A 17,047-nucleotide genomic window follows, 5' to 3' on the forward strand; every position below is an offset into this window, starting at 1 on the left:
GGACTACCAGGGCAGGGGGCCGTCCTCGGCGAGGAACGCGCCCGTCGGGGCGCCGTCGCCGAGGAGGGCCACCCCGGCGATCACGGACGCCCCCTGCTCCGGCGTCCGGTGCCCGGCGTGCTCGTTGAGATCCGTCGCGCAGTACCCGGGCGTGGTGGCGTTCACCGTGATCGAGGTGCCGGCCAGCTCCTTGGCGTAGGCGACGGTGACGGCGTTCAGCGCCGACTTGGACGCGTTGTACGGCAGCAGGTTGACGCCGTGCACCGGGCTGGACGGGTCGCCGTGCAACGTCAGCGAGCCGAGCTCGCTGGAGACGTTGACGATCCGCCCGGCGGGGGAGCGGCGCAGCAGCGGAAGCATCGCGTTGGTGACCGCGACGACGCCGAACACGTTGGTCTCGAACGCGGTCCGGACCAGGTCCGGCGCCGTCCGGCTCGGCGGGAAACCGGTCGCTCCCGTCGTGGTGATCCCGGCGTTGTTGACCAGGATGTCGAGCCGGCCGAACTCGGCGTCGACCCACCGGGCGGCGGCCTCGACGGTGCCGGCGTCGGTGACGTCCAGCCGGACGAACCGGGCGTCGATCCCCTCGGCGGCGAGCGCGGCGGCGGCCGGCCCGCCACGCTCGGCCGAACGCGCCCCGAGCAGGACGACGGCGCCGCCGCGGCCGAGGGCGCGGGCCGTCTCGAAGCCGATGCCCTTGTTGGCTCCGGTGATGAGTGCGATCTGTGTCGTCATGCCGTCCAGGTTTCCCGGCGGCGTCCGGGCTGAGGAGAGACCGCCCGAAGCTGGGATCGGCCGTACCACCCTCGACCCGGCGGCCGCCCCGCCGAATCGGACATGCTGGAGGACATGGACAGACAGGAGATGGCGGTGTTCCTGCGGTCCCGGCGGGCCCGCATCCGGCCCGCGGACGTCGGGCTCCCGGGAGGGACGCGCCGCCGGACCCCCGGTCTGCGCCGGGAAGAGGTCGCGCGACTGGCCGGGATGTCGGTGGACTACTACATCCGGCTGGAGCAGGGACGCGGGCCCCGCCCGTCGAGGCAGATCCTCGGTGCGCTGGCGCGCGCGCTGAGGCTGACCGACGACGAGCGCGCCTACCTCCACGGCCTCGCCGGCGAGGCGCCGGAACCGCCGAGCGGCCCTTCGCAGGACGTCCCGCCGGGCATCGTCCACCTGCTCGAACGGCTGGACGACACCCCCGCCTACGTGCTGAGCGCCCGGCAGGACATCATCGCCTGGAACCCGCTCGCGGCGGCGCTCATGACCGACTTCGCCGCGATGGCGCCCCAGGACCGCAACGTCGTCCGCTGGCTGTTCACCGGCCCCGACATCGAGCGGTACGGCGCCGACGAGCACGTCACGCAGTTCGCCCGTGGCCTGGTGGCCGACCTGCGGGCCGCGTTCGGCCGGTATCCGGGCGACGCCGGCATCGCCGGGCTGGTCGCCGAGGTCGCCGGCCGCAGCGCGCTGTTCGCCCGGCTCTGGGACGAGGGCGAGGTCGGCGTCAGGCGCGGCAGCCGCAAGCGCATGAGGCATCCCGTCGTCGGCGAGCTGGACATGCACTGCGACGTCCTGTACGTCCCGGAACGCGACCAGCGGGTCGTCCTCTACACGACCACGCCGGGCACGCCGTCGCACGAGGCGATGAAACTGCTGCGCGTCGTCGGGACCCAGGACCTCGGCATCCGCTGAGGCCCCGGGTCCCGCGGGCGGTCAGCGCAGCTCGCGCTTGAGGATCTTGCCGGTGGCCGTCATCGGCAGCTCGTCGCGGAACTCGACGATCCGCGGGTACTTGTAGTTCGCGAACTGCTCCTTGCCCCACGCGACCAGCTCGTCCTCGGTCACGGAGGCGCCGGGCGTGCGGATCACGTAGGCCTTGACCTCCTCGCCGTGCGAGGGGTGCGCGACGCCCACGACCGCCGCCAGCGAGACCTCCGGGTGGGTCATCAGGACCTCTTCCAGCTCCCGCGGGTACACGTTGTACCCGCCCCGGATGATCATGTCCTTGGAGCGGTCGATGATGTAGTAGTAGCCGTCCTCGTCGCGGCGGGCCACGTCACCGGTGCGGAACCAGCCGTCCCTGATGGAGCTTTCGGTCGCCTCGGGCCGCCCGTGGTAGCCCTTCATGATGTTGTGGCCCCGGATGGCGATCTCGCCGGGCCCCTCGCCCTCGATCTCCTTCCAGTCGTCGTCGATCAGCTTCATCTCCACGCCCCACACCGGCAGGCCGATCGAGCCGGGCCTGGTCGGACGGTCCGGCCGGTTGAACGAGGCCACCGGCGACGTCTCCGACAGGCCGTAGCCCTCCAGGACGTCCACGCCGAACTTGGTCTTGATCCCCTTGAGGACCTCCATCGGCAGCGCCGACCCGCCCGACACCGCGACCCGCAGGTTCTCCCGGATCGCCTCGATGTCCTCGTCGGACGTCTCGTCGGTCAGCAGGCCCCAGTACATCGTCGGGACGCCCGCGAAGATGTTCACCTTCTCCTTGACCATCAGCTCGACGGCCTGCCGGGCGTCGAACCTCGCCTGCATCACGAGCGTCGCCCGCCGGTAGAGGCCGACGTTCATCACGCACGTCTGCCCGAATATGTGGAACAGCGGCAGCGTGACCAGCGACGTGTCGTGCAGGGTCCGGTAGAAGAGCGTGTCGTCCACCATCGCGTTCATCAGCAGGTTGCTGTGCGTGAGCTCGGCGCCCTTCGGCTGCCCGGTCGTCCCGCTGGTGTAGATGATCACGGCGGTGTCGCCCGGTCCGGTGCGGGCCGTCTCGAAGGTGCCCGGCTTCCCCGCGAGCGCCGCCCAGAACAGCTCGGCCCCCTCGACCGGGGACTCGGCGGCGGACGGGTCGGCGGGCAGCAGGAAGAGGTGCTCGCACCCCTCCGCCTGCTCGAACCCGGCGCGCCCCATCTCGCCGAGCGGCAGCTCCGGCGTCCCCTCGAAGCAGAAGAACGCCTTGGCCCCGGAGTCGCCGAGGTGGTAGGCGATCTCCCGCGGCTTCAGCAGCACGTTCAGCGGGACGACCACCGCCCCCGCCTTGAGCACCCCGAAGTACACCATCGGGAAGTACGGGAGGTTCGGGCAGGAGAGCGCCACCTTGTCGCCCGGCCCGATGCCGCGCTCGCGCAGCAGGTTCGCGACCTGGTTCGCGACTTGGTCGAGGAAGGAGTAGGACAGCCGGAGGTCGCCGAACACGACGGCGTCGCGGTCGGGCGTCTCCCGGGCGGCGTCCTCCAGCAGCACGGACAGGTTGAGCATGGCACTCCTCGCGCGGAAAGGTGACCGGCCGGTTAGTTACCGACGAGTGTATGAATTGTTCCGCACATCCTGCTGCACGGGGCTCGTCCGGCGCCATCATTCGCAGGCTTTGACGTGGCGTTTCCGTCGTCGCGGCGGGGCGGGGGCCGTCCCCGGCGCCGTGACCGGATCCGGTCCGTCCGGCGCGGGCGCCGGGCCCGCGCCGGATGCCGGCCGCCCGGCGGCGCTAGCATGTGCCGCTGCAGCGAGAAAGGGTGCGCGATCTTGATCATCTTCGGCTGGCGGGTGGTGTTCTTCACCCTGACCAGGGGAACCTTCCACTGCCCCGGGTGCGGCGGCGACCGCGAGTACCGCCGCCGGCAGGGGCGCAACTTCTTCACGCTGTTCTTCATCCCGGTCATACCGCTGACGAAGGCCGGCGGCGAGTTCGTCGAATGCGACACCTGCAAGGGCCGCTGGAACCCCGCCGTGCTCGACGTGCCGACGACCGCGCAGCTCGCGCAGATGCCCGCGATGCTGCTGCGCATGGCCATCGCCCAGGTCCTGCGCTCCGGCGACTACACCAACGCGGCCGCCCGCTCCCGCGCCGTCTCCGTCGTCCGGCAGGCCGGCGAGCCCGGGTACGACGAGCCCGCCCTGGACGCCGACCTCGGCCGTCCCTTCGACGAGGTCCGCGTCGAGATGGCGCGCGCCGCCTCGGCCCTCGCCCCCGAGGCGCGGGAGAGCATCCTGCGCGCCGCCGCCGAGATCGCGCTGGTCGACGGCCCGCTGACCGTCTCCGAGGAGGAGACGCTGTCCGCCGTCGGCGCCGACCTGGAGCTGACCCGCGTGCAGGTGACCGGCGTCGTGTCCATGGCCCGCCAGGAGTCGGGGCACTAAGTCGCGGCAAGCGGGGTTGCGGTTGCGCTACCCTTTGAGGTATGCCAGCCAGGCTGCTCCTCGAAGGACCGCGTTGACGCACTGACGTCAGCGTGGTGGCCCCTCCTGTGCGAGGGGCCGTTTCATGTCGGCGGACGGCCACGACCCAGCAGCAGGAACCGGAGTCAGAAGCGTGAGCAGCGACGTTCCCCACCGCGCAACGCCGGAGGGTGCAGGGGGGGCGTCCCCCCTGCACGACGGGTACGACCCACGGGCGGTTCAGGACAAGTGGCAGGCCCGCTGGGAGGAGCTCGACCCGTTCAAGGCGGACGAGAAGGGCACCGCCGAGGAGCGCCGCTACGCCCTGGACATGTTCCCCTACCCCAGCGGCGACCTGCACATGGGCCACGCGGAGGCGTTCGCCATCGGCGACGTCGTCGCGCGCTACTGGTTCCAGCGCGGCTTCAACGTCCTGCACCCGATCGGCTGGGACTCCTTCGGCCTGCCCGCCGAGAACGCCGCCATCAAGCGCGACTCGCACCCGGCCGAGTGGACGTACGCCAACATCGAGACGCAGGCGGCCTCCTTCCACCGCTACGCGCCGTCCTTCGACTGGACCCGGCGCCTGCACACCTCCGACCCCGAGTACTACAAGTGGACGCAGTGGCTGTTCCTGCGCTTCTACGAGCGGGGCCTGGCCTACCGCAAGGGCGGCCACGTCAACTGGTGCCCGAAGGACCAGACCGTCCTCGCCAACGAGCAGGTCGTCGGCGGGCACTGCGAGCGCTGCGGCGCGCTGGTCGAGAAGCGCGTGCTGACCCAGTGGTACTTCAAGATCACCGAGTACGCGGACCGGCTGCTGGACGACATGGCGCAGCTGGAGGGCAAGTGGCCCGAGCGCGTCCTGCTGATGCAGCGCAACTGGATCGGCCGCTCCACCGGCGCCGACGTCGACTTCGTGATCGAGGGGCGCGACGAGCCCGTCACCGTCTACACCACCCGCCCCGACACCCTGTACGGCGCGACGTTCATGGTCGTGGCCGCCGACGCCGCGCTGGCCGAGGAGATCTGCCACCCCGACCACCGCGCCGCGTTCGAGGCCTACCGCGACGAGGTCTCCCGCGAGAGCGAGATCGAGCGGCTGTCCACCGAGCGTGAGAAGACCGGCGTGTTCCTGGGCCGCTACGCGGTCAACCCGGTCAACGGCGAGCGGCTGCCCGTCTGGACGTCCGACTACGTCCTGGCCGAGTACGGACATGGCGCGATCATGGCCGTCCCGGCGCACGACCAGCGCGACCTGGACTTCGCGCTGAAGTTCGGGCTGCCCGTCCGCGTCGTCGTCGAGACCGGCCTGGCCGACCCCGCCGAGACCGGCGTCGCCACCCCGGGCGACGGCGCGATCGTCAACTCCGGCCCCATCGACGGGCTGACCAAGGCCGACGGCATCGCCCGCATCACCGGGATCCTGGAGGAGCGCGGCACCGGCCGCGCGTCGGTGAACTTCCGGCTGCGCGACTGGCTGGTGTCCCGGCAGCGGTTCTGGGGCTGCCCGATCCCGATCGTGCACTGCGAGGCGTGCGGCGAGGTCCCCGTCCCCGACGACCAGCTGCCGGTGACCCTGCCCGAGGGCCTGCGCGGCGCCGACCTGGCCCCCAAGGGCACCTCGCCCCTGGCCGCCGCGTCCGACTGGGTGAACACCGAGTGCCCCAAGTGCGGCGGCGCCGCCACCCGCGACACCGACACCATGGACACGTTCGTCGACTCGTCCTGGTACTACTTCCGCTACTGCTCGCCCGGCTACGAGGGCGGCCCGTTCGACGTCGAGCAGGTCCGCAAGTGGATGCCGGTCGACCAGTACACGGGCGGCGTCGAGCACGCGATCCTGCACCTGCTGTACAGCCGGTTCTTCACCAAGGTCCTGTACGACATGGGCATGGTCGACTTCACCGAGCCCTTCACCCGGCTGCTGAACCAGGGCCAGGTGATCAACCAGGGCAAGGCGATGTCGAAGTCGCTGGGCAACGGCGTCGACCTGGGCGAGCAGATCGGCGAGTTCGGGGTGGACGTCGTCCGCCTGGCGATCCTGTTCTCCGGCCCGCCCGAGGACGATATCGACTGGGCCGACGTGTCCCCGCACGGCATGTCGAAGTTCCTGACCCGCGTGCACCGGATCGCCGCCGAGGTCGCCTCCCCGCCCGGAGCGGACGTCACCTCCGGCGACGCGGCCCTGCGCCGTGCCACGGCCCGCACGGTCGACGAGGCCACCACGCTGGTCGAGACGCAGCGGTTCAACGTCGCCATCGCGCGGATCATGGAGCTGGTCACCGCGACCCGCAAGGCCATCGACTCCGGCCCCGGCGCCGCCGACCCGGCCGTCCGCGAGGCCGCCGAGGCGATCGCGGTTCTGCTGTCGCTGTTCGCCCCCTACACCGCCGACGAGGCGTGGGAGCTGCTGGGCCGCACCGCGCCGGTGGTCCGCGCGGGCTGGCCGTCCGCCGACCCGGCGCTGCTGGTGGAGGAGTCGGTCACCTGCGTCGTGCAGGTCGCAGGCAAGGTCCGCGACCGGCTGGACGTCCCGCCCGGCATCGCCGAGGAGGAACTGGAGCGCCGGGCCCTGGCCTCGGTCAAGGTCCAGGACGCCCTGGCCGGCGCCGACATCGCCAAGATCATCGTCCGCGCCCCCAAGATCGTCAACATCGTCCCCAAGCGCTGACCACGGCCGACGCCGCGCCGCTCCCACCCGAGCGGCGCGGCACCCCGTCCCGCCCACCGTTGCCAGGGCGTGCTGCGGGCGTGCGCGGGGGGCGTTTCGGGGGAAGGCGGGCGCGCGAGAGCGGCCGCCGGAGGGGTTCCGGCGGCCGCTGAAAGCCTGCGTCACATCTTGCGGAGGACCGCCACGACCCGGCCGAGGACGGACGCCTCGTCGCCGGGGATCGGCTCGTAGGCGGGGTTCTGGGGCATCAGCCAGATGTGGCCGTCGTCGCGGCGCTTGAACGTCTTGACCGTGGCCTCGCCGTCGATCATGGCGGCCACGATGTCGCCCTGCTCGGCCACCGGCTGCTGCCGCACGACCACCCAGTCACCGTCCGCGATCGCGGCCTCGATCATCGAGTCGCCGGTGACCTTCAGCAGGAAGTGGGTGCCCTCGCCGACGAGCTGCTTCGGCAGCGTGAAGACGTCCTCGACGGCCTCCTCGGCGAGGATCGGGCCACCGGCGGCGATGCGGCCGACGAGCGGCACGTAGGCGGGCGCGGGCTGCCCCGAGGACGGCTCGTAGGCCTCCTCGTGCGTGCGCACCGGCGTCGTGCCCGGCACCCGGACCTCGACCGCGCGCGGCCGGTTCGGGTCGCGACGCAGGAAGCCCTTGCGCTGGAGCGCCCGGAGCTGGTGCGACACGCTGGACGTGCTGGTCAGCCCCACGGCCTCGCCGATCTCGCGCATCGAGGGCGGGTACCCGCGGCGCTGGACCGAGTCACGGATCACCTCCAGGACCATGCGCTGTCGCTGGGTCAGGCCCGTCTCGTCCATCGGCCCGTCGGGCAGCTCCCGGACCTTGCTCATCGCTCGTCGCCTCCCGGGCGCCTCGATCCGTCACTCCTTGTCATGGAACGCTATCGCGTCCAGGCCCGATGATCAAACAATTGTTCGAAGATGTGCTCGCTTTTTGCGGACGGCCCCTGGTAGAACATCGTACAGGTGTTCGATCGAAAATGCATTCGAAGTCGAGGAGGGGAGAGATGCCGGGTTCACCCCACAGTGACCGTCCCCCGATCCGCCTGACCCGCCGGGGCCGCGTCGTCCTGGTCGCCTTCGCCGCCACGGTGACCCTCATTCTGCTCTGGCTCACCGTGGGGCCGGGCGCTTTCGCCGGTTCCCGGGCGGGCCACGTGGGTCCGTCCCGCCCCGCGGCCACGGTCGTCGTCGAGCCCGGCGAGACCCTCTGGGACATCGCGTCCACCGCCGATCCCGGCAGCGACCCGCGCATCGTGGTGCAGCGCATCATCGACCTCAACGGCCTGGCCGGTGATCCCACCGTCCATCCCGGGCAAGAACTCAGGCTTCCCTCAAGCTGACCGGGCGCCCCCGGCTCCGCCACGCTCGGTCACCGCCGAGCGGCACCCGGGGCGCCCGTCGAACGATGCGACGTCCCTCTCTCGCCGTCCGGCCGCAGGGGTGTCTTGCTGGGACTTCGGCGTGCCGGAGGTTACCGGGAGGGGCCTGTTGGCGGCGGTCGGTGACGACACGCCCGGAGGGAAAAACGAGGTGTCGAACATGACCTGCGCGGACGGGGCGGATGTGACGCAGGAGGCTCGCGAGCAGGTTGCGAACGAGTCCGGTGAGCCCTACGGTTGACCACAACATCTAGTAGTCACATCGATGTAGTTCCCTATATATGGCGGCATCATCGGTGTAAGTCGTTTACGTCAGGGGAGGGATTGAACGTGCACTGCCCGTTCTGTCGCAACCCCGACACCAAAGTGATCGACAGCCGTTCGACCGATGACGGGGGCGCCATTCGGCGTCGCCGGTCGTGCTCGGAATGCGGCAAGCGATTCACGACGCAGGAGAATGTGCTCGTGATGGTGGCCAAGCGCAGCGGGGTCACCGAGCCGTTCTCCCGGGAGAAGATCATCGCCGGTGTGCGCAGGGCCTGCCAGGGCCGTCCGGTCGACGAGGATGCGCTCGCGAAGCTGGGGCAGCGGGTCGAAGAGGCGATCAGGTCGTCCGGGTCCGCGGAAATCCCCTCGCACGAGATCGGCCTCGCGATCCTGGGGCCGCTCGGCGAACTCGACGAGGTCGCCTATCTGCGATTCGCCTCGGTCTACCGAAGCTTCGAGTCGCTGGACGACTTCGCCAAGGAGATCGAAGCACTGCGGAAGGCCGGTTCCTCGGGGGAGCCCGGCCCGTCCCGGTAGGGACGGTTCCGGAAACACATCAGCACAAGTAAAGGACGTCTCCGCGCGGGCATGGCCCGTGCGGCGGCGTGGTTGTTCCTGGACAGGGCCCGGCGGGAGGGTCCGAGAGGGGGAAGGTCATGACGGAGACGGTGAGCGGCTCGGCGGCGCGGCGCGGCAAGGGGGTCCGCAAGGGGCTGAAGATGGAGCGCATCTTCACCACGCCCGGCGTGCACCCGTACGACGAGATGCGCTGGGAGCGTCGTGACGTCGTCATGACCAACTGGCGCGACGGCTCGGTGAACTTCGAGCAGCGCGGCGTCGAGTTCCCCGACTTCTGGTCGCTGAACGCCGTCAACATCGTCACGTCCAAGTACTTCCGCGGGGCGGTCGGCACGCCGCAGCGGGAGTGGAGCCTGAAGCAGCTCGTCGACCGTGTCGTCCGGATGTACGTGGACACGGGCCTCAAGGAGGGCTACTTCGCCTCCGAGGAGGACGCCGAGATCTTCGACCACGAGCTGAAGTACGCGCTGGTCCACCAGCTGTTCAGCTTCAACTCCCCCGTGTGGTTCAACGTCGGAACCAAGTCCCCGCAGCAGGTCTCGGCGTGCTTCATCCTGTCGGTGGACGACACGATGGAGTCGATCCTGGAGTGGTACAAGGAAGAGGGCGTGATCTTCAAGGGCGGCTCCGGCGCCGGCCTGAACCTCTCCCGCATCCGCTCCAGCCGGGAGCTGCTGTCCTCGGGCGGGACGGCCAGCGGCCCGGTGTCGTTCATGCGCGGCGCCGACGCGTCCGCCGGAACGATCAAGTCGGGCGGCGCGACCCGCCGTGCCGCCAAGATGGTCGTGCTGGACGTCGACCACCCCGACATCGGGGAGTTCATCGAGACCAAGGCGCGCGAGGAGGACAAGATCCGCGCGCTGCGGGACGCCGGGTTCGACATGGACCTCGGCGGCAAGGACATCGGCAGCGTCCAGTACCAGAACGCCAACAACTCCGTCCGGGTGTCGGACGAGTTCATGCACGCCGTGGAGTCGGACGGCGAGTTCGCGCTGCGCGCCCGGATGACCGGCGAGGTCGTCGAGACGATCAAGGCCAAGGAGCTGTTCCGGCTCATGGCCAAGGCGGCGTGGGAGTGCGCCGACCCCGGCATCCAGTACGACGACACGATCAACGACTGGCACACCAACCCCGAGACCGGGCGGATCACCGCGTCCAACCCCTGCTCGGAGTACATGAGCCTGGACAACTCGTCCTGCAACCTCGCGAGCATCAACCTGCTGAAGTTCCTCACCCCCGAGGACGCGTTCGACGTCGCGAGGTTCGTCAAGCTCACCGAGCTGATCATCACGGCGATGGACATCTCCATCACGTTCGCCGACTTCCCGACGGAGAAGATCGCGCAGACGACCCGCGACTACCGGCAGCTCGGCATCGGCTACGCCAACCTGGGCGCGCTGCTGATGGCGACCGGGCACGCCTACGACTCCGAGGGCGGACGGTCCCTCGCCGCGGCGATCACGTCGCTGATGACGGGCGTCGCCTACCGCCGCTCGGCCGAGATCGCGGGCGTGGTCGGCCCGTACGCGGGCTACGCGCGCAACGCCGAGGGCCACAAGCGCGTCATGCGCAAGCACGCCGCCGCCAACGACGACATCCGCACCCTGGACGCGACCGACAAGGCGATCCACGCCGCCGCGGCCAAGCAGTGGGCGGACTGCCTGAAGGCCGGCGAGAAGAACGGCTACCGCAACGCGCAGGCCAGCCTGCTCGCCCCCACCGGGACGATCGGCCTGATGATGGACTGCGACACCACCGGCATCGAGCCCGACCTCGCGCTGATGAAGTTCAAGAAGCTCGTCGGCGGCGGCTCCATGCAGATCGTCAACCACACGGTGCCGCGCGCCCTGAAGCAGCTCGGCTACCAGCAGGAGCAGATCGAGGCGATCGTCGAGTACATCTCCGAGCACGGCCACGTCGTGGACGCGCCCGGGCTGCGCCCCGAGCACTACGAGGTGTTCGACTGCGCGATGGGCGAGCGGACGATCAGCCCGATGGGGCACGTCCGGATGATGGCGGCCGTCCAGCCGTTCCTGTCCGGCGCGATCTCCAAGACCGTCAACATGCCGGAGCAGGCCACCATCGAGGACATCGAGAAGGTGTACTTCGAGGGCTGGCGGCTCGGCCTGAAGGCCCTGGCGATCTACCGCGACAACTGCAAGGTCGGCCAGCCGCTGTCGGCCGCGGGCAAGAAGGAGCAGCCGGTGGCGGCGGCGCCCGCGGAGACGACGCCGCGCCCCGTCCGCAGGCGGCTGCCGAAGCAGCGGCCCGCGACCGTGACCCGCTTCTCCGTGGCGGGCGCCGAGGGGTACATGACCGCCTCGTCCTACCCGGACGACGGCGTCGGCGAGGTCTTCCTCAAGCTCGGCAAGCAGGGCTCCACGCTCGCCGGCGTGATGGACGCCTTCTCCATGGCGATCTCCATCAGCCTCCAGTACGGCGTCCCGCTGGAGACGTGGGTGGAGAAGTTCACCAACATGCGCTTCGAGCCGGCGGGCATGACCGACGACCCGGACATCCGCATGGCGACCTCGGTGATGGACTACATCTTCCGCCGCCTGGCGCTGGACCACCTCCCGTACGAGGAGCGCGCCGAACTCGGCATCTTCACCGCCGAGGAGCGCTCGATGCAGGCCAACGGCGAGGACCCCGCCGCCCTGCACGCCGAGGAGGAGGTCGACCGCGAGTCGCTGGCGCAGTCCGCCGAGATCGCCCGGCCGTCGGCGCCCGCCCCGGCCGCCGGCGGTGAGGCCCGCTCGTCCATGGAGGTGATCGAGAGCCGCCAGGGCCGCACGGCCGACGCGCCGCTCTGCCTCACCTGCGGCACCAAGATGCGCCCGGCGGGCAGCTGCTACGTCTGCGAGGGCTGCGGCTCCACCAGCGGCTGCAGCTGATCCAGGGCCGGTGACGGCTGCGTAGTTCCCGGTCAGAGCGGGGTATCGGAGACAGTCCGGTACCCCGCTCTCGCTTTCGCTGGTCATACGGCCGTCATCAGCGGGGAGCTTCGGGCGCGGAATCCGGACGGGCCTTCATGGTCAGGGCCAGCAGGATGGTGCAGGCGGTGAACGCCGCTCCGACGGTGAAGGCCGTAGTCGCCCCCTTGGTGAAGACGTGGTGGCCTGCTCCGTGCGCCGTGCGGGTGGCGGCCCCGAACGCGGTGACGAGGATGGCCAGCCCCAGCGCGCCGCCGATCTGCTGCATGACGTTGAGCAGGCCGGAGGCGGCGCCGGCGTCCTCCGCGTGGACGCCGGAGGTCAGCACGGTGGTGATCCCGACCAGCAGGGTGCCCATGCCGAGGCCGGCGACGAGTGTCGGACCGAGCAGCGATCCCGCGTACCCGCCCGACGGTGTCAGCCGGGCCAGCCAGAGGAGGCCCACGGTGATGGCCGCGGCGCCGGAGGCGGTGAGCGTCTTCGCTCCGAGGCGGGGCAGCAGCCGAGCGGAGGCGTTCGAGGAGATGAGGATCAGGACGGTGAGCGGCACGAACGCGAGGCCGGCCTTCAGCGGGTCGTAGCCGCGGATCTGCTGCAGGAACTGGGTGAGGAAGAAGAACATGCCGTTGCCCGCGGCCATGACGAACAGCAGGCCGAGGTAGCCGGCGGCCCGGTCGCGGTCGGCGAACAGCCGCAGCGGCGTGATCGGCTGCCGGGCACGGGCCTCGGTGGCCACGAACAGCGCGAGCAGGATGGCGGCCGCGCCGAGCGCGCCGAGGGCGGCCGGGTCGCCGAAGTCCTGCTCGGCGGCGCGGATGAAGCCGAAGACGAGCGCGGTCATGCCCAGGGTCGAGGTCAGCGAGCCGGCGAGGTCGAAGTGGCCGGGACGGCGGTGGGTCTCGGCGACGAACAGCGGGGCCGCGGCGAGCAGGACGGCGCCGACCGGCACGTTGATGAACAGGACCCAGCGCCAGGAGATCCAGTCGGTGAGCATTCCGCCGGCGATCAGGCCGAGGGCGGCGCCGGAGCCGGAGACGGCCGCGTAGGCGCCGAGCGCCCGGCCTCGCGCGGCCGGCCCGGGGAAGCCGGTGGTGATCAGGGCGAGCACGGTCGGCGCGGCGACGGCGGCGCCGATCCCCTGCCCGGCGCGGGCGGCGAGCAGCATCCCGGCCGAGGTCGACAGCCCGCCGGCCAGTGAGGCGGCGGTGAACACGGCGACTCCGCCGATGAGCGCCCGCCGCTGGCCGAAGATGTCGCCGACGCGTCCGCCGAGGAGGAGCAGCCCGCCGAAGGCCAGCATGTAGGCGTTCAGCACCCACGACAGGTCGGCGGGGGAGAAGGCCATGTCGCGCTGGATGCGGGGCAGGGCGATGTTCACCACGCTGGTGTCGAGGATGAACATCGTCTGGCAGATCAGCACGATCGCCAGCACGAGGCCCGGACGGCGCTGCGATCCGGGCGGATCGGGCAGACGGGCGCCCTCCGTCGTCGGTGTGGGCAGGATCTCTTCGGTCATGACGCTCCTCGCGGCGGCGGTGAGAGTTAAACGAGGAGGTTCCTCGCTACAAGCCCGGTACATTATGAGGAGGTTCCTCGTTTAGCAACCGGCGGAGGGTTCATGACGAACGGGCGGGCGACCGGGCGGGCGCCGCGCAAGGACGCGCGGCGCAACTACGACCGGCTGCTGACGGCGGCACGGGCGGCGTTCGGCGAGCAGGGCGTCGGCACGTCCCTGAACGACATCGCGCGTAGAGCCGGCGTCGGGAACGTGACCCTCTACCGGCACTTCCCGACCCGCCAGGCTCTCCTGGAGGCGCTACTGGGGGAGAGCCTGCGCGGACTGCGCGTCCGCTCGGACGCCCTGCTCACCGCCGCCATGCCCGGCGACGCGCTGGCCAGGTGGTTCGAGGCCGCGGTGGAGCATGCGATGACCTACCGCGGCCTGGTCGACGCCCTCGTCGACAGCCTCGCCGATCCGGAATCGGACCTGCACGCCAGTTGCCAGGCCATGAAAGCGGGCGGGGCGCAGTTGCTGGCGCGCGCCCAGCAGGCCGGAGCCGTCCGGCCGGACGTCGACGACTCCGCGCTCTTCTCGCTCGTCGCGGCGGTCGCCTGGGCCGTGGAACGAGCACCTGGGGACCGCGAGCAGATCCTGGCCGTCCTGTTCGACGGGCTCCGCCCCGCTGCGGGACCCGTACGCGGTGGCGGCGGCGCCTCAGGACGAGATTAGGATCGGCTCATGCCTTTGACAGGGGAGGACGTCGACCGGTTCGAGGCGGCGCGGCCCCGTCTGGAGGCCATCGCCTACCGTCTCCTCGGCTCCGCGGACGAGGCACAGGACCTCGTGCAGGAGACGTTCCTGCGCTGGCAGGCCGCCGACGTCGCCCGCGTCGAGGTCCCGGAGGCCTGGCTGACGAAGGTGCTCACCAACCTGTGCCTCAACCAGCTCGCCTCCGCACGGGCGCGGCGCGAGACCTACGTGGGCCGGTGGCTCCCCGAGCCGCTGCTAGCGGGGGACCCGATGCTCGGCCCGGCCGGCACCGCCGAGCAGCGCGAATCGGTGTCGTTCGCGGTTCTCACCTTGCTGGAGCGGCTGTCCCCCCGCGAACGGGCGGTCTACGTGCTGCGGGAGGCCTTCGACCACCCGCACCGGGAGATCGCCGAGATCCTCGACATCACCGAGGCCGCCAGCCAGCAGATCTTCCACCGCGCCAGGAAGCACGTCGCCGACGGCAGGGCCCGCCGGGAGATCGATGAGGCCGCCGCCCGCCGGATCGTCGAGGAGTTCCTCGCGGCCGCCGCCAGCGGCCAGACCGGTGAGCTCGTACGGCTGCTCACCAAGGACGCCATCTCCGTCGGCGACGGCGGAGGGAAGGTCCCGGCACGCGCCAAGGCGTTCGAGGGCGCCGCCGCGGTCGCGAAGTTCGTGCGGACCCTCCTCAGGCCCACCGAGGCCAAACGCGCCATCGTCGGCGGCTCGTCCGAGATCTACGCATGGGTCGCCAACGGAGAACCCGCCGTCGTGGCCGTCGTGGACGGCCGGGTCGTCGCCATCATGTGCCTGGAGGTCACAGCCGAGGGGATCACCGCCTGCCGTACCCAGGCGAACCCCGACAAGCTCGAACGCGCGACCGAGCAGTGGGCGGTGGCCGACCATGCGGAGCCTCTGCTCACGGTGTGACGCACGACACGTCCGGCCCCTGTCAGCAATCGGCGGGCCGTCCGGTTCAAGAGTCGAACCCGAACCGGACGGCAGAGGAGCCGACAATGAGAGTCCTGGTAGCAGGAGCGACCGGAGCGATCGGCAGGGAACTCCTGCCCCGTCTGATCGAGTCGGGCCACGAGGTGTTCGCCATGGTCCGCGGCGAATCCGGAATGTCCGAGGCGACGCGGATGGGCGCGGAGCCGGTCGTCGCCGACGCGCTCGACCGCGCCCAGGTCGAGGCGGCCGTGCGGCAGGCGGCCCCCGAGGTGATCGTCCACCAGTTGACCGCCATCGGGCACGTCGACACCCGCCACTTCGAGCGCACCTTCGCCGCCACCGACCGGCTGCGGACCGAGGGCACCGACAACCTTCTCGCGGCCGCGCGCGCCGTAGGAGTGCGGCGGTTCGTCGTCCAGAGCAACGGGGCGTTCACCTACGACCGGACCGGCGGGCCGGTCAAGAGCGAGGACGACCCCCTGGACCGCTCGCCGATCGCCCAGATGACCTCGATGATCGCAGCGATCGGGCATCTGGAGAAGGCCGTGCTGGACGCCGGCTGGACCGAGGGGATCGTGCTGCGCTACGGCGCGTTCTACGGGCCCGGCACCTCCATGGCCCCGGGGTCCGAGCAGTTCGAGATGATCCGCAAGCGCAGGTTCCCGATCGTCGGCGACGGCGGCGGGGTCTGGTCGTTCGTCCACATCGCCGACGCCGCGGAGGCCACGCTCGCGGCGGTGGAGAACGGGGGCCGCGGTGTCTACAACATCGTCGATGACGACCCCGCCCCGGTCTCCCAATGGCTGCCGGAGCTGGCGGCGATGCTCGGCGCCAGGAAGCCGATGCGCGTGCCGCGGTTCGTCGGACGGCTCGCCGCCGGAGAGGCCGGCGTCGTGCTCATGACCGAGCTGCGCGGCGCGTCCAACGCCAAGGCCAAGCGCGAACTGGGCTGGCACCCCGCACACCCGAGCTGGCGTCAGGGACTCCAGGCCGGGACGTGACCCGCTGCTCGCCGTTCGATGTTCGCAGAGAGAGGGACCGACTTCGGCCAGTCCCTTCTCGCCTGGTTCAGGACGGTGTGTCGGTGTCGTCGGCGGGACGCTTGGACGGCTGGGTGGTCGAGGCGCGGCGGCGCTGGGCCGGCTTGCGGCGGCCGGCCACCAGCACGTCGTCGGGGTCGTCGGCGGGCTTGTCCGGTTTCTCGGACGCATCCGGGGCGGGGATCGCGGGCGGTTTGGGGGAGCGGCGCGGCTTCTTCGCGGGCTTCAGCTCGGCCTGGCGCAGCGACTCCACGAACTTCGCCGCGTCCTCCTCGTCCTCGTCGTCCTCGTCGCCCGGGCCGGGGCGGCGGAGGCGCTTCGCGACGACCCACTGGTCGAGGGTCAGGCGGCCGCCGCCGCCCGCCGCGAACAGCAGGCTGACCATGGCGAGCGCGAGGACCAGTTCGTAGCCGTTCTGGACGCTCTTGCCGTCCACCATGAACAGGCCCCGGTCCGCGTGGACGAAGACGAACGCGCCCGCCATGTCGATGAAGAGCAGGGCCCCGGTGAGCGGCAGGCCGAGCCCGACGATCAGCGCCGCCCCGCCGAGGAGTTCGACGAACGCGGAGTAGACGGCCGCGACCGTCGGCACCGGCACGCCGAGGGCGTCGAACGAGCGGCCCGTCGCGGTGACCCCCGCCTCGATCTTCTGCCAGCCGTGCGCCATGAAGACGATGCCCACGCCTAGCCGCGCCAGGACGGCGACGACGTCGTACAGCGGACGAGTGCGCATGCCGGCGGCTCCTTCGGCGGGAGGGACGGGCCCTGGTTCGACGGAGAGTATGACGGCCCCGGTGC

Annotated in this window: 14 protein-coding genes; 9 read left to right on the forward strand and 5 right to left on the reverse strand. The window is 71.1% G+C overall.

Features of this window, described 5'->3' with window-relative positions:
* Window positions 1–3: 3 nt before the first annotated feature.
* Window positions 4–735, reverse strand: a complete 732-nt coding sequence (locus BJY14_RS32630; protein ID WP_179847120.1) for an SDR family oxidoreductase — start codon at window positions 733–735, stop codon at window positions 4–6.
* 114 nt (window positions 736–849) lie between these two features.
* Between BJY14_RS32630 and BJY14_RS32635 the strand changes: the two genes are divergently transcribed.
* Window positions 850–1,692, forward strand: a complete 843-nt coding sequence (locus BJY14_RS32635; RefSeq protein WP_179847121.1) for a helix-turn-helix transcriptional regulator — start codon at window positions 850–852, stop codon at window positions 1,690–1,692.
* A 21-nt stretch (window positions 1,693–1,713) separates the two neighbouring features.
* Here BJY14_RS32635 and BJY14_RS32640 read toward each other — a convergent pair whose 3' ends face one another.
* Window positions 1,714–3,258 (reverse strand): long-chain-fatty-acid--CoA ligase, encoded by a 1,545-nt coding sequence (locus tag BJY14_RS32640; RefSeq protein WP_179847122.1) that lies wholly within the window; start codon window positions 3,256–3,258, stop codon window positions 1,714–1,716.
* Between the two features lie 264 nt (window positions 3,259–3,522).
* Between BJY14_RS32640 and BJY14_RS32645 the strand changes: the two genes are divergently transcribed.
* On the forward strand, window positions 3,523–4,137 hold the full coding sequence (locus BJY14_RS32645; protein ID WP_179847123.1) for a TerB family tellurite resistance protein: 615 nt from the start codon (window positions 3,523–3,525) through the stop codon (window positions 4,135–4,137).
* Window positions 4,138–4,366: 229 nt separating this feature from the next.
* Window positions 4,367–6,829, forward strand: coding sequence for a leucine--tRNA ligase (leuS, locus tag BJY14_RS32650; protein ID WP_246397498.1), 2,463 nt, complete (start codon window positions 4,367–4,369; stop codon window positions 6,827–6,829).
* A gap of 161 nt (window positions 6,830–6,990) precedes the next feature.
* On the opposite strand, the gene lexA is transcribed toward leuS, so the two are convergent.
* Window positions 6,991–7,677 carry a transcriptional repressor LexA gene (gene lexA / locus BJY14_RS32655; RefSeq protein WP_179847125.1) on the reverse strand — a complete coding sequence of 229 codons (687 nt, stop codon included), beginning with the start codon at window positions 7,675–7,677 and terminating at the stop codon, window positions 6,991–6,993.
* Window positions 7,678–7,853: 176 nt separating this feature from the next.
* Between lexA and BJY14_RS32660 the strand changes: the two genes are divergently transcribed.
* From BJY14_RS32660 to BJY14_RS32670, 3 genes are all read left to right on the forward strand, one after another.
* Window positions 7,854–8,189, forward strand: a complete 336-nt coding sequence (locus tag BJY14_RS32660; RefSeq protein WP_179847126.1) for a LysM peptidoglycan-binding domain-containing protein — start codon at window positions 7,854–7,856, stop codon at window positions 8,187–8,189.
* Window positions 8,190–8,558: 369 nt separating this feature from the next.
* Entirely contained in the window at window positions 8,559–9,032 is a 474-nt protein-coding gene (gene nrdR, locus BJY14_RS32665; protein ID WP_141583086.1) for a transcriptional regulator NrdR, read from the forward strand.
* Window positions 9,033–9,151: 119 nt separating this feature from the next.
* Window positions 9,152–11,968: a vitamin B12-dependent ribonucleotide reductase gene (locus tag BJY14_RS32670; protein WP_179847127.1), complete on the forward strand. Its 2,817-nt coding sequence runs from the start codon at window positions 9,152–9,154 to the stop codon at window positions 11,966–11,968.
* A gap of 97 nt (window positions 11,969–12,065) precedes the next feature.
* Here the strand turns inward: BJY14_RS32670 and BJY14_RS32675 are convergent, their stop codons facing one another.
* Window positions 12,066–13,523 (reverse strand): MFS transporter, encoded by a 1,458-nt coding sequence (locus BJY14_RS32675; protein WP_179847128.1) that lies wholly within the window; start codon window positions 13,521–13,523, stop codon window positions 12,066–12,068.
* 102 nt (window positions 13,524–13,625) lie between these two features.
* Here BJY14_RS32675 and BJY14_RS32680 point away from each other — a divergent pair, with 102 nt between their 5' ends.
* The 3 genes from BJY14_RS32680 to BJY14_RS32690 all read left to right on the forward strand — a co-directional run bounded on the left by BJY14_RS32680 (window position 13,626) and on the right by BJY14_RS32690 (window position 16,210).
* Window positions 13,626–14,237 carry a TetR/AcrR family transcriptional regulator gene (locus BJY14_RS32680; RefSeq protein ID WP_179847129.1) on the forward strand — a complete coding sequence of 204 codons (612 nt, stop codon included), beginning with the start codon at window positions 13,626–13,628 and terminating at the stop codon, window positions 14,235–14,237.
* Between the two features lie 9 nt (window positions 14,238–14,246).
* The gene (sigJ, locus tag BJY14_RS32685) at window positions 14,247–15,188 is read left to right on the forward strand and encodes an RNA polymerase sigma factor SigJ (protein ID WP_179847130.1); all 942 of its coding nucleotides are present in this window, start codon (window positions 14,247–14,249) and stop codon (window positions 15,186–15,188) included.
* Between the two features lie 86 nt (window positions 15,189–15,274).
* On the forward strand, window positions 15,275–16,210 hold the full coding sequence (locus tag BJY14_RS32690) for an NAD-dependent epimerase/dehydratase family protein (protein WP_179847131.1): 936 nt from the start codon (window positions 15,275–15,277) through the stop codon (window positions 16,208–16,210).
* Between the two features lie 67 nt (window positions 16,211–16,277).
* On the opposite strand, the gene BJY14_RS32695 is transcribed toward BJY14_RS32690, so the two are convergent.
* On the reverse strand, window positions 16,278–16,982 hold the full coding sequence (locus BJY14_RS32695; protein WP_179847132.1) for a DoxX family protein: 705 nt from the start codon (window positions 16,980–16,982) through the stop codon (window positions 16,278–16,280).
* Window positions 16,983–17,047: the final 65 nt, after the last annotated feature.

This window comes from Actinomadura luteofluorescens, assembly GCF_013409365.1.
Lineage (GTDB): Bacteria > Actinomycetota > Actinomycetes > Streptosporangiales > Streptosporangiaceae > Spirillospora > Spirillospora luteofluorescens.